Annotated in this window: 9 protein-coding genes; all 9 read right to left on the bottom strand. The window is 38.3% G+C overall.

Annotated elements, in window-relative coordinates; translation table 11 throughout:
* Positions 1–18 precede the first annotated feature (18 nt).
* The 9 genes from GSQ74_RS00845 to GSQ74_RS00885 all read right to left on the bottom strand — a co-directional run bounded on the left by GSQ74_RS00845 (position 19) and on the right by GSQ74_RS00885 (position 14,098).
* On the bottom strand, positions 19–1,251 hold the full coding sequence (locus tag GSQ74_RS00845) for a glycosyltransferase (protein ID WP_158989087.1): 1,233 nt from the start codon (positions 1,249–1,251) through the stop codon (positions 19–21).
* Positions 1,252–1,492: 241 nt separating this feature from the next.
* On the bottom strand, positions 1,493–2,146 hold the full coding sequence (locus tag GSQ74_RS00850) for a response regulator transcription factor (RefSeq protein WP_158989089.1): 654 nt from the start codon (positions 2,144–2,146) through the stop codon (positions 1,493–1,495).
* A complete protein-coding gene (locus GSQ74_RS00855) occupies positions 2,146–2,937 on the bottom strand; it encodes a sensor histidine kinase (protein ID WP_158989091.1) in 792 nt (263 codons plus the stop codon). The genes GSQ74_RS00850 and GSQ74_RS00855 overlap by 1 nt, the downstream gene beginning before the upstream one ends.
* A complete protein-coding gene (locus GSQ74_RS00860; protein ID WP_158989093.1) occupies positions 2,904–3,560 on the bottom strand; it encodes a hypothetical protein in 657 nt (218 codons plus the stop codon). The genes GSQ74_RS00855 and GSQ74_RS00860 overlap by 34 nt, the downstream gene beginning before the upstream one ends.
* Entirely contained in the window at positions 3,557–4,150 is a 594-nt protein-coding gene (locus GSQ74_RS00865; RefSeq protein ID WP_158989095.1) for a hypothetical protein, read from the bottom strand. Before GSQ74_RS00865 ends, GSQ74_RS00860 begins: the two co-directional genes overlap by 4 nt.
* A 241-nt stretch (positions 4,151–4,391) precedes the next feature.
* Positions 4,392–7,283, bottom strand: a complete 2,892-nt coding sequence (gene galA / locus GSQ74_RS00870; protein ID WP_158989097.1) for a beta-galactosidase GalA — start codon at positions 7,281–7,283, stop codon at positions 4,392–4,394.
* Positions 7,284–7,736: 453 nt separating this feature from the next.
* Positions 7,737–10,445 carry a DUF5686 family protein gene (locus GSQ74_RS00875; protein WP_158989099.1) on the bottom strand — a complete coding sequence of 903 codons (2,709 nt, stop codon included), beginning with the start codon at positions 10,443–10,445 and terminating at the stop codon, positions 7,737–7,739.
* A 387-nt stretch (positions 10,446–10,832) separates the two neighbouring features.
* Positions 10,833–11,795, bottom strand: a complete 963-nt coding sequence (locus GSQ74_RS00880; RefSeq protein ID WP_158989101.1) for an endo-beta-N-acetylglucosaminidase H — start codon at positions 11,793–11,795, stop codon at positions 10,833–10,835.
* Positions 11,796–11,911: 116 nt separating this feature from the next.
* Positions 11,912–14,098 carry a GH92 family glycosyl hydrolase gene (locus GSQ74_RS00885; protein WP_158989103.1) on the bottom strand — a complete coding sequence of 729 codons (2,187 nt, stop codon included), beginning with the start codon at positions 14,096–14,098 and terminating at the stop codon, positions 11,912–11,914.
* Positions 14,099–14,176: the final 78 nt, after the last annotated feature.

Genomic DNA, 14,176 nt, shown 5'->3' on the forward strand with positions numbered 1-14,176 from the left:
GAAAGATATATCCAGTGTTTAATTAGACAATTTGCTCAAGCGTTCATTTATCGTATCCTGAATAACAGTAATCATATTGCTTGCACTTTTATCCAAAATGAAACACTTTTTAAACGACTCCGTGGCTCTTTTTCCCATTTTTAATTTTTCATCGGCAGTTAAATTCAGCCATTGCTTTAACATACTTTCCGTACCAATTAAATTGTCATCTTCAATTATCCCTGCCCCTCCATTACTTATTTCACGCCATATGTTTACCTGGTTTGATATTAAAACAGGTTTCCCACAAGCCATTGCCTCCACTACGGCTATCCCAAAATTCTCCTGATGGCTGGGTAACACAAACGCCTCACAACCATAAAATGCGCCCCATTTAGCTTCTCCGGTTAACATACCAGGGAAGTAGATCTTATCTTTCACCTCAGGATGCCTGGAAATATCAAGTAATATTTTCTTAGCGAAATCGGTATCCAAACCCGGCCCGACTACAACTAATTTGGGTAATTGAGTATTGGTTATTTTGGCGGCTTCCTGTAACTTCAAATATGCTTTTATCAACAAATCAACGCCTTTTTTTAAGTCAATACGGCCAAGAAATAAAAGATAAGGCTCGTTTGTTAAACCCGCGCAGGATTGATTGAAAGCAAGTTGCATATCCCGGTTATATTCTGGCGGGGTATTAATACCATAACCTACATTGTATTCCTTTTTAGGTTTGTATGATTTGAATGTTTCACGAGCTAATAGTAATTCTGTTTCACAGGTAAATAATAACCCATCAGCATCGTTTATTACGTCTCGTTCAACTATAGCCCAATACAATATGTTTCTTAAAGCTTTATAGCGCCGTTCTTTAGCCCGTTGAAAATAAGGATCAAGCATGCCATGAGGCATAACAAAAACACTTGGAACTTTTTTTACAGAACCATTTTTTTTAAGCCTATGTATTACTTTCCATGCAGCATAACTGTGAAACCCCCATAAGCCATTAATAATAATGGCATCAAAGCGTGTAATATTTTCGGTTAACCAAGGTATTAATTGTCTTGTATGGTTCAAAAAGCCATAGCTCGGGCCGAGTGCATGAACAGGCGTAACATCAGATTGTAAATAATCAACCCCTGGAGGATCTAAGGTAACAACCTCATTACAAACCGATTGCTGTTCAGATATTGAAACAAAAGACTTTACAGCTTCGGCGACACCACCCATAGCGGGGTTAAGAGAAGCAACAATATGTAGAATTTTCACTATTTAAATAGGGGTATATTTCTACAAAAATATCTAATTATTAGTGATTTAATATAAACTTTACGTTATTAAATAATATTAATAAATAGCATACAGATATTATTACACTTTTTTTTAAAATAAAAATGCACTTTATAAGTATTATTGAGATGAAATCATCAAAATACATGCTATTATTGAACTATTGGAGGCTATATTCAAAAAGAGCCCCTGGTTTTAACAAAGTAATTTTAAAAGGGAATTATAATTTAATAAGGTCGCATTTGAGTGCTGAAATCACCAAACCTGTTCTTGACTTTGTTTCGAATTTTTCAAAAAGTGCTTCCCTGTAATTATTAATGGTGAATGGGCTTAAATTCATCATATCAGCTATTTCTTTGTAAGTAAGATCAGAACAACATAGTTCCAAAAACTTCAACTCATTTGCACTTACCTGTATTTTAGATGTTTTTACGGGTAGGTTATTTTGAATATTGTTCAACAATTTACCCGATACGAGATCATTAATAAAGAAGGTTTGCTTTTCAATAGTTTTAATAGCGTTAATTAGATCCGCTGCTTTTGCTTGTTTAAGCATGTAGCCCCCTGCCCCACTTTTCAGCATATTTATAATGGGCACATCTTCTTCAAACATGCTTAATGCCAACACTTTAATTTGCGGGTAATTTTGTTTTATCCATCGGGTACTTTCATACCCATCCATTACCGGCATGGTAATATCCATAAGTATAACGTCGGGTAGGGGCTGCATAGGCAGTTTCCGTATCATTTCAGCACCATCACCTGCATCAAAAATCACCTCTATCTCGTTTGATTCGGTGAGCAAATGAGCTAAACCCTGCCGAAATAAAGTATGATCATCAACTATTGCTATTGCTATTTTTTGTGTTTGCATTATTGGTTAGAAGGTACGGTAATTGCAATAACAGATCCGTTACCGGGTATTGAAGTGATTGTGGCTGTACCATTTATCATAGCCGCACGTCTTTTTATATTGTAAAGCCCCATCCCCATCTTAAGATTTAATTTTTCATCAACATTAAATCCAATCCCATTATCACTAATAGTTAGTTTAAAGTAGCTGTTATCCTGCTCTAAAATAATAACTATTTTTGATGCTTTAGCATGCTGTATTATATTATTTATACACTCCTGAAATAAGCGAAAAACCATCGTTTCTTTAGCACTATCTGCAACTGATTTAAAACTGTTCTTCTCGAAACTTATTTGATACCGTTCAGATCTTTTTAACCATTCCAGTTCAAACTCAATGGCTGCAGCAAGCCCCTTACTGATCAATTCTTCGCCATGCAATAAACGGGATAGTGCTTTTAATTCATTTATAGAACGCCTTGTAAGGTCATCTGTAAGTGTTATTTTACTGGCTATTTTGCTGTTTTCTTCTAAATCGATAGTACTTAATGTAATAGTTATCAGGCTTAATAGCTGGCCAATATTATCGTGAAGATCATTAGCAACAGTTTTTAATGTTTGTTCCTGAACCTCCATTTGAGTTTTCAGCAATTCATTTTCAAATGTTGTTTTCAGCCAAACTTTTTCTTCCAGATGCTTTTTTTTCCTGCGATTGTAGGAGAGCACGTACAAGATTAAAAAACAAGGAGCTATTAAAAAGATAGTAGAAGTTAGGCCTATCAGGAATATGATTTCCTCTGAAGATATCTGCATATAAAAGCGTAAGACCAAAAGGAGTACAGAATTACATCTAATATACAAAAAATGATATACCTAATAGAGAATTCGTAACTAATGGAAGGATATTTAATAAGGTAATCAAAAAACAAGTTGCATGCTGTGCTTCCGAAATAGAAGAATAGCGTACCACTAACCCACCAAAAAGGAGCATAAAACAATAACCTTTCAAAATGCTCGTCTTTTAGTTTTAAGTAATAATAGTAAAGGCTAACTAATACAAATACAACCGACATGACGGAGGCTGTTATGGATACAAAGTTGTTAAAGTGATTTAGGATAAGCTCAGCAAAATACATGATCAGGAAAACACTGATCCAAATTATTAGCCACTTGATTTTAGGATGATACGTTTTGTACAGATTGTAAAAAAAGTAACTGGTAACAAAACACTCCGGCAAAACAGATAAATTATAAAGCGGAATATTTGATACATGTAATGATGTGCGGATATATATACCGGCCAGTTCAATAATACAGGTTAATAATAAATACAATATCAGCAGCCTCCAGGCCGGATCTTTATCTTTAAATAGAAATATTAATCCGGCCAGAAAGCATGCAAGTTCTGATATTGTATTAAATGTTATATATATCATTGAGTAATTAAAGTAGCTCCAATAGTGGCACAGTTACTTGGTGGCGGGCACATTTCTCCACGATTTTCAGGTGCTGAACCTACACCAAGTATAAACCCTTTTGAATCGGATTTTGAGTTGGATGATGGATCAATACTGTTACTATAATAATCACGGTGAAATTTAAGACTATCTTTTGTAGATACCATTACCAGCGTGGTATGCCCCCAATATTTACGCTCAGGTATATGGTTGTGTTTACTATTTGGAGTATAAACGGTGTCATATGTAGCCAGGTAAAAACGTACACCATCGCCACCCTCTGCTTTTATCTTGTTTACCATTGCCTGCAACCTGTCTATACCAAACCATATAGTACGGCTATTAGGTAACTTTTTCACTTTGCTCAACTGCACGTCAGTATAAGTAGAATCAACAAAGCCTGCATGTTTTGCATAATTGTTCACATATTGTTTTGCCACAGTTACGCTCACCGTGTCAGAATCTAAAGAAGTGACTTTAGTAGTTAAGTCGGCATGTTGGTTTTGCTGGCATGAGCTAAAGCCAAATACAGCCAAACCCAGGTAAATTAATGTCTTTTTAATGGTCATGATAGTTATGAATTAAGGTTTATCGAAAGTGATTATTTATATGTGGATAAACAATGTGTTTCAAACTTTTTTTATCCTTAAAAACAACCTGATAAAAAGGCAATTCTACCCTTTTTGATAACGGGCTTCATTCCTAAATTTACATAACAAATCCGAAGGGATAACCTAAACCTTATCAAACAAACAAAGCGTACCAGTTTATACTGGTGCGCTTGTTTGTTTTAGATCATCACTCAATCATCTATTTCTCTACCGACGCTACTACAGCTGGCATTTCTGTTGGGACAGTGGTAATTTCCAACTTATTTTCTTTCAGCCCTGGTGATGTTGATGTTAAAATAATCCGTCCGGGTTTGCCGCTTGATTGTACAATTACCTCAGCTAAGCCATTGAATAGTTTTCGTTTCCATTGCGCAGGCGGTATAATAACTTGTACCACACCCGGGTTGGTATTGCTATAATCCCAGCTGTTTTTATTAATGAAAGGTGTGGTAACAATAGCTATGCTATTGTTACCGGGATGAAGAATATTTTTAGTGAGCTTAAGCTCCTTACGCTCAGCCGAATTATCGTTGCTTTGTATAAACTGCCCATTAATATAAATGGATTGTGTTTTACCAATATTATTGTAAAAAAAGGTAAGCGCAGCATCGTCAATATTATCCGGCATTTGGATGGTACCACGATAAACCACCGCTTTGGCCGTTTCGGGAAACCTGACGTTTTTAAAAGCAGGCTGCCAGTTTGCATCATCAAAATCGGTGGCGACTTCGGGGCGGTTTTCGATGCTTTCAACCAGTTTCTCTTTCAGGTTTTCAATATTAACCGGTATCACCTGCTCTATATATTGGTCAGGTTCCAGTGATGTTTCACTGCCATTGCCTACCCCTATGATTTTTCCAGGGCCTTGTATACTAAATGCGATTTGGTTATCGGCTGTAGGCACAGGCAAGCCGTTTTTATCGTTTACCTGAATTTTTATGACCGATATATCAACCTTATTCGCTTTTATCACCAAACGATCAGCTGTGGCCAATAACGCTGCCGGGTCGCCGGTTGTTTGTACGATGTCATTAGCCACTTTTTTGCCCGCCTTGTAACCAATGGCTTCTAACTTGCCAGGTTGATAAGCCACAGACCATTCCAGATGCCCATTTCGTGGCATTGTTTTTTTGCCGAGACTTTTTTTGTTCAGGAATAGTTCCACTTCATCACTATTGCTGTAAACCCAAACCGGTATATCCTGGCCCTCTCTGCCTTTCCAGTTCCAATGTGGTAAAATGTGTACCACATCTTTATCCATCCACCACGACTTTAGGTACCAAACGTCGTCCTTAGCAAATCCACAGGCATCTAACATACCGTGATATGAATAAATAGACGGCCAACCGAATGGAGTAGGTTCGCCACGATAATCAAAACCTGTCCAAATGAACATACCGGCCAGATATGGGCGTGTCGCGTAATGTTTCCAACCTTGCTCAATGCTGAAAGATTCACTATTTCGCGGCCGGTCATAGGCTGCTAATTGATGTTTAGCTATGTCATCAACATAAATCCCCCGGGAAGCTGTCGTTGCCCCTTCTTCAGTACCCCAGCTAAGCTGGTTAGGAAATTTTTGATGTTGCTCATCAGTATTTTTGTTGGACACATAATTATAACCCAACAAATCCATAACGGTTAAAATACCATTACTACCTATGCCACCGCTGTATGCAGCCGTAATATACCGGCTTGAATCAATTGTTTTTGCATAGGCCTGCATGGTTGTAGCTACCCGTGCTCCGGTAACTGTTCCTTCCATATTCCACTCTTCATTACCTATTGACCAAGCTATTATGCACGGGTGATTCCTGTCGCGGACCATCATTTGTTTTAACTCATTCAGATGATAATCGGTTACGCCCATCAAACGATTTTCGTCCAACACCAACATCCCCAACCTGTCGCAGGCATCCAAAAACTCAGGTGTAGGCGGATTATGTGAGCAGCGGATGGCATTACATCCGAAAGCTTTCTGGGCTTTGATCCTAAAATCTTGTAAAGCATCGGGCATGGCTACGCCTACCCCTGCATGATCCTGATGATCGTCGGCTCCGGTAATTTCAAGGTGCTTTCCGTTTAAAAAGAAGCCCTGGTTGGCATCAAATCTAATAGTGCGGATACCAAAAGTGGTTTCGTATTGATCTACAATAGCGCCATCCTTGCTTACCGTAGTTATCAGTTTATGCAGGTAAGGTGTATCTATCGACCAAAGTTTAGGATTTGTTATTTTGAGATTGCTTGAAAAATCCTTTTTCTCTAATAAATTGAGGCTCAAATTCTTTTGCTCATCAGATGCGACGATTTTGCCATCAGCATCAAGAATTGTTTGTTTTACACTAAAGTTAGATATGCTGCTATCGGCATCATTGTCCATCGTTACATGGGTTGATATTATAGCGTGACCATCCTTTAATTTAGTGGTTACAAAAGTACCATTGCGTGCTATATGCAATCGATTGGATTTATTTAGCCACACATGGCGATAGATACCCGCGCCCTCATAAAACCAGCCTTCTTCCATGGTGGCATCAACCCTTACTGCTACAACGTTAGTACCGCCGTAATTGAGGTACTCAGAAATATTATACTCAAAACTGCTATAACCGCTTTGCTCATTACCTAAATAATGCCCGTTTACCCATACTATAGAGTTACGGAAAACCCCATCAAAAGCGATACTGATGTGCTTGCCTAAGTCCGAAGCCGGAATGAAGAAAGTTTTACGGTACCAGCCTACACTTGCATCAGGAAAATTGCGGCCGATAGCCTTGAACCCGTGACTAAAACTTCCTTTGGGAGAGAATGGCTGCTCCACAGCCCAATCATGCGGTAGGTTAACTTTTCGCCAGGCACGGTCATCAAACCGGGGATCGGCAGCCCCGTCGCCATAACCAGCCTTCGCGAAATAGGAAAAATAGCTTGTACCATTATTAAAATCCTTATTTGTATCGTATGGGTGGCCAAATGCAAAATGCCAGTCGTAATCCATCAACAAATGCTCACGCGGCGAGGATTGTGTTTGGCCGAATGTATATTTAGTGGTTATTATCGCAAGGAACAAGAACAATACTTTCTTAAACTGAATCATATTTTTTATGTAAAGGATTATCGATAGTGTAGGTATAGTTTAATTTCTAAATCATCGGTCGCAATAAATACAAAACCGAACATATAATGTATAGCAAGAAATATGGCTCATGGCAATAAAACCATTGCATGTATTTTTAAGCGCATAAATGTGTTATTGACAATTAAGTTTATGGAGCTAAAAGTACTTAAATTTTCTTTTCATACAAGAAAAAAATTTAGGTATTATGCCCGGAAAATGTGGCAATTTTTAGTGTTTTTGATCGAAATTTCGACAAAAAACGGACTAAAATCAATCATTTTCGGGTCGATTTGAGCAATTTTGGGCTTATTTGAGTCGAATTTTCAATGTAAAAAGGCCATTTTTAATACTTTTCAGGGCGTTTTTGGGGCGAAAAGTGTACCAAATGTACCAGGTGTTTCACTTGTACTGTGGTACAGTACATATCTTAAATTAAAAATCAGGATTAAAGCTTAGTTTAATTCCGTATTGAGATATACCAGGATGATCTAAATAATTAAACCTTTTTATCAGATCGACCCGCACGATCTTGAAAATATTGCCTATTCCTACGCCACCTTCAATATAAGGCACATTACCTAAAGCATAAGTGCCGTTGGTACCGTTCCCCCCTACCGGGAACTTGTATAAACCTGATGAATAGGCCGGGTTATTCTCATTACGCAGGCCGCCATATAAAACTTTAAACGAAAAATATTCGCGCCATTTAAGATGATCTATTAAAGGTATTTTATTCAGGAAGAAGCCATTAAAGCTCTGTGTAAAGTTTAACCCTACATAGTGGTCGCTTACAAACTCCAGGTAACCCATCTGGTTATAAGCATTAGGATCATACGCAATAGATCTGTTTGCCGGGCTGATATCCAGTAATGGAAAAGGAACCTTGCCAGTAATATAACCACCCAATAAGGCAACATCCGAATAGCCTAACTGTGAAAAATAAAACCGCTTAGCAATATTAGCCGTAATGTTATTATAGTTATAAGAACCACCCAAAAATCCTGCAATACCATGATTGATCTGTAAGCTGATAATGGGATATTTACTATAAATGCTAAACCGCACCATACTTCCCTGTATAATTTGTTCATGAGGTGCATAACGCAATCCAAGATCAACTTCGCTGGTTGTTAAGTTACGTACGATGGTATTATCAGCATCATTAAGCTGGTATAATAATGTACCGGCAGCCTGTTGATTCCAATTTACAAAACCTAGATTGTATGAAAAATGGTTTTCAAAATCCTTTACATAAACCAAATTGAAAATTTTGTTATACAACCAATAATCATTTTTACCGGTAGTAAACGATGTAAGCGCAGCTTGTGTATTAACTGCGGCAAGATCTTGCCCGGGTAAACTAACATCATAAAGATACCCTATCTTAAAATAATCATTCGGGAAACGGTATGGAGCGGTTTTATTTAATGAGAAATAGGTATTTAAATCATACTTGGCAATTCCATCCTTGGTGCCATAGGCTGCATAACCATCTAAATAAACGGTTTTGTTAAACTCGGGCGTTGTTCTCGCACCTCCTTGAAAACGAACACCTTCCTGGTTGTTATATGATAATGCCGAACCTATTTGACCAAGCTGCACCGCCCCAAGATCAGCGAATCCATTAGTAATCGCAGAGGCTATCCAAGTCGTCCTTTTGAACGATCGCATGTTTTCCAGCTTATTTATATGTTCATAAATTAGTTCTTGTTGTTTACTAAGCGTATCCGTCCTGTGATGCAGCCAGAAGGTGGTATCCGGTTGATTTACGTTATCAGCAATTTGTAAATCCTTTCCTTTATAAAACCCATCTGGTAGTCGCGAATTCAATTTATAATTAGATCGATAAACCGTTCTTTCACCTATAACACCAAGCCCCTTTTCTTTAAAAATGCCAAAGTCGGCCTTCACATCGCTCTTATTCATGTAATAGCGCCCATCATCATGTTTCTGAAAGTCAAGCACAATTTTCAGGCTGCGCATAAAGTTGATATTGATCTGGCTATTTACATCTAACTCGCATGATTTAACCGCGTACCTTCCGTCCATGGTAACCAACAGTTTGCCTTCAAATAACAGGTCGCCTTTATTACGTGGTGTAAAATTCACCTCAATAAATTTCTCGTTTCCTATTTTGATTGTATCAGCTATAAAAAATTTATAAAAATCCGGCGCGTGATCGGCTATCGGGCTTAGAAATTGGTTGGTGATGATGAAAATATTATTTTCGTAGATGTCAATATTGTCACCGTATATCCGGTTGATATAAATATTAACCCCTACCGTATCCACAAATTTTATAATATTGAGCTCTTTTTGAGCCTGTAAAAACTTAATTGATTTTGAAGGCTTTTTGCGGAAGAAATTTTGAGATAGCTTTTCGCTAAAAAACACAGGTAACGACGTTTGGGTTTCGCCATTAATAACCTGCGTGGTATCCAACATAAATTTATACTTACTAAAGAAGCTACCGTTTATAAATTTGGGCGATAAGTGAAAAAACGAAAGCCCGATACGTTCATACTGATCATATTGCAAATAATCGGCACTCTGCATCCGGTTAATGTTTTTATGATCAATAATTTCCTGTATAAGCTCAACAGCAGGGTTACCTTTGTTTCGATATTTTTTTCGCTTACCGGCGGAAATTCTAACTTCCTGGAGTTGCCGTTGTGAGGACTTTAAATGTATTTGTAATTCATTAACGCGGTTGGGCTTTATTTCCTTATTTAATGGTTGTGACCCCATAAGCGAAAAGGAAACCCTTTTATATGATCCCTGCGCGCTCAAAAAAAACTTACCCTGGCTATCTGAGCTAGTAGCATGGGCACTTTGAGAAAATGTAATAGTAACATTTGGTATTGGCTTGCCGGTTAACGCATCAGTTATTCGCCCGCTGACTGTAGTTATTTCTAAAACAGGGCTCTTATTTTGCTTGGTCGTATCTGATATTTTTAGGCTATCTTTTGTTTGCTTTAGACTATCAATATGCTGAGCAGATACATTAAATGAAAAAATCAGCAAATAAAAAAAGAACCACCTTCCTGTAAGGTTACCATTTTTAAAGCTTAGGGGTAGAAGAGTTTTTCGCCACCAAGTAGGGACGTTATTTTTAATGTAATCCCAATAAATAAGTACCAAACTGCTTTAATAATTTAAATTTAAACCGGACCAGGGGCAAAGTGTTTTATAAAATAGGTTTAAACTGAAAAGTATTTTTCTAATATAGCGATCAATTCTGTATTGTTTTTGATTTTTTGTATTATTTATAATAAAATCATATATAAATCAACCGGTTTATTGGGTAAAGCAGTGATTCATTTCCTTTAATTATTTGGATAGTCACGGTATGAAGTTCGATTATTAAAAACGATGCTACTAAACAAAAAAAGCCCCCTTCCCGGAAGGGGGCTCTAGGCAACAACACCTTTCACTAAACTAATTCAATGATATATCTTATAATCTTTCAATTAGAAAAATTGCCTACATCTTTAATAAATTAGTTTTTATAACTGCTAAAAAGTGTTCTCAATTAGTATATACTGTGCTTGTTCCGTACAATTTATTTGACACGCTTGACAAATAAGTGTGAGAATCGGCATCAGGTAAATTGTAATATAGATATACACCATAGCCATTGCTCACCGTCTTGGTAGCTAAAGAAGCAGCTGTGGAAGAAGATGTATTTTGTACATCAATAGCGGCAGGTGCTAGGGCGCTTTTTGCCAAGCCTGGAACATTTGGTACTGAATAAGTACCATAAATGGCATTCCAGCTATAATTTATTTGTGAGCCTACAGTTACACCGTTATACGATAAATACGATGCAGCGGGTCCATAATCATAAAAGGAAATGATCTTATTTGGCATCAATTGATGAAGAGCGGTAACCAAGTAGACAAATGAAGATGAATTTACCTGACCGCTGCCACTGGTTGGATAATCAGCATATTCATCATCAAAATCGATACCATCCAGCCCATATGTAGTAACGGCATTACTTAACTGCTGCGCGAAAGCTTGTGCATCAGCCTGGCTTTGAAAATTACATATGCCCACTCCTGCATGATTACCCAAAATGGATAACAATACTTTGATCCCTTTTGCCTGAACTGGCTGAATATAGGTTGATGCATTACTTAATACATTAGTAACCTGTGTATTGTAATACAATACAGCTTTACCGGTTGAAGCATCGAGATTGATATTAGCCGCAAAGATAATCCCAATATCGAATAATTGCTGCCCGGTAGACAAGGTATACTTACCCACATCCCTGAAATCATAATTGTTCACCTCCATATAACACACACTCTTTGGGCCGCTCACACCGATAGCAAAGGCATTTGAAGAAGCCGTTGAAGAAGATTTTAAATTTTCCGGTACAGGGTTTGAATTTGATTTCTTATCGCATGATGACAGAAAAGCAACGGCTGCTATAACTATTCCAGTTGCAGCATTTTTTAAATTAGCTTTATTAGATGTTTTCATAATTTTTGGTTAAGTAATTGGTAATTTTTTAAAACATAATTGGGCTGGTTCTTTTCATCTTTTGTTTCTCCATAGGCATTGTGATTGGTTAGGTATTCGGTTAATTATCTTCAGTATTACAATTTAGGTTTAGGCCCCATCATAAATTCCAACACGCCTCCGTTCAGCAAATCTGTATGGGTCACATAATCTTTAGCGTATGGCTTCCCATTTAAGGTTACTGCCTGGATATATACATTTTTAGCGCTGTTATTTTTCGCTTTTACAGTAAACTTTCCATTAGCCGTTTTTATGGTAATCTCATCAGCAGCCGGGCTTCCAAACATATAACGCCCACTGGCTGGATTTACAGGATATAAACCGGCGATACTCCATATTGCCCAGGCGCTCATTTGTCCACAATCTTCATTACCGGCATAACCATCCGGCTGATCGTGGTACAAAGAATCGATAATCATTCTTACCCTGGATTGGGTTTTCCATGGCATTCCTGCATAATCATATAAGTAAGCCACATGATGGCTTGGTTCATTACCGTGTGCATACTGACCTATCATTCCGCTGATATCCGGCGATTGATCCTCCCCATGCATAACGGAAGTAACCGAGAAAAGCGAATCCAGCCTCCTTACGAATCGTTGTTTGCCACCATAATGCGCAATTAGTCCATCAACATCCTGCGGAACAAAAAAAGAATACTGCCAGGCGTCACCTTCCATAAACATAGCCTTATCCGGATCATGCTCTGAATAAAAAGGATCAAATGGAGTTACCCAGGTGCCGTTACTGTTTTTAGCGCGCATAAAGCCGCTAATTGGGTCGAATACTTGTTTCCAACCGGCCGACCGTTGCATAAAATACTTATAGTCATTAGCGTTACCCATTTTTTTAGCTACCTGAGCTATACACCAGTCGTCATAAGCATATTCAAGCGTGTTAGTTACGCTTGCGCCATATTTATCCTGCGGTACATACCCATATTGTCGGTAATAATTACAGCCCCTGATATTTTCCATCGCGCTTGCCTTCATAGCCTGATAAGCGAGATTAATATCAACTCCTTTTATACCTTTTAGTACAGCATCAGCTAATACCGGCACCGCATGGTATCCGGTCATGCAATTGGTTTCATTAGTGCTCAGATCCCATACCGGCAGCAAACCATTCTCTTTGTAAAATGCAAGCATGGAATTGACGATGCCTGTATACCGCTCTGTTTGAATAACGGTATAAAGCGGATCCAATGCACGAAAGGTATCCCATAAGGAATAAGCAGTGTAGCGTTGCTGGCCGGCAGGCATTTGATGAATTTCGCCTTTTGCATTTTGGTAAGTTCCATCAGCATCAGAATATTGCGAGGGTGCGATACAGGTATGATAAAGCCCGGTATAAAAAACACGCTTTAAGTGGATGTCATTAGTTTTGATCTGCATTTTAGAAAGCTCATGCTCCCATTTCTTTTCTGCATTATCCTTAACGGTATTAAAATCCCAACCCTTAATCTCGTTTAATGCAATAAGAGCCTTATCGGTATTTACTGTTGAAAGTGCTACCTTAAGTTTTACATGATTATATTTTTCTGTATTGAACACTAACTGTCCAACAACATCCTCGGCCTTTGCCTCACCAACCGATATCGGCGAGCCATTGGCAGTAAGGTATAGTTTACTAAAGGGTTTAGAGCTGCGTAATGCGAAATATACGCGTTGCACCTGCGCCCATCCCGTAGAGTAACGGTAGCCGATGAGCGTTGAATCATTAAGTCGTTTAATATAGGTACCTGTTGGCTTATCCCAATTTTGATGGTATCCAAGGTCCAGTTTGATGACGGGGGAAACCCCAGTAGGATATGCATAATCATGGAAGCCGCAATGCTCTGTAGCCGACAATTTTGCTTCGATGCCGTTATCCATTTTTACCCGATAATAGCCCGGACTTGCCTGTTCATTTGCATGACTGAAAGTAGTTCGCCCATGGTCGGCTGTATCTGTAATTAATTTATTTTCAGGCATGACTGATATGTCACACCAATCACCTATCCCGGTACCGCTTAAATGCATGTGGCTGAATCCGGTGATCACTGAATCACCATAAAAATAACCACCGCACCAGTCCCATCCTGTACGGCCGTTATCGGGACTCAATTGAACCATCCCGAATGGCACAGTAGCTCCCGGAAAAGTATGCCCATGACCACCGGTACCAATAAACGGATCGACATAGGTTATTAATTTTTGCTGAGCTTGAGTATTTATTTTAAATAGCGATATAAAAATGAGGAATAGTACAATCTTTTGTTTCACGGAGGTATTTGTTATTAATTAATGAGCAAGATTGATTGAAATAAGCGCTCCGGGTTTTACACCAGAGCGCTCTCATTT

Source organism: Mucilaginibacter sp. L196, from assembly GCF_009765905.1.
In the GTDB taxonomy this organism is placed as follows: domain Bacteria; phylum Bacteroidota; class Bacteroidia; order Sphingobacteriales; family Sphingobacteriaceae; genus Mucilaginibacter.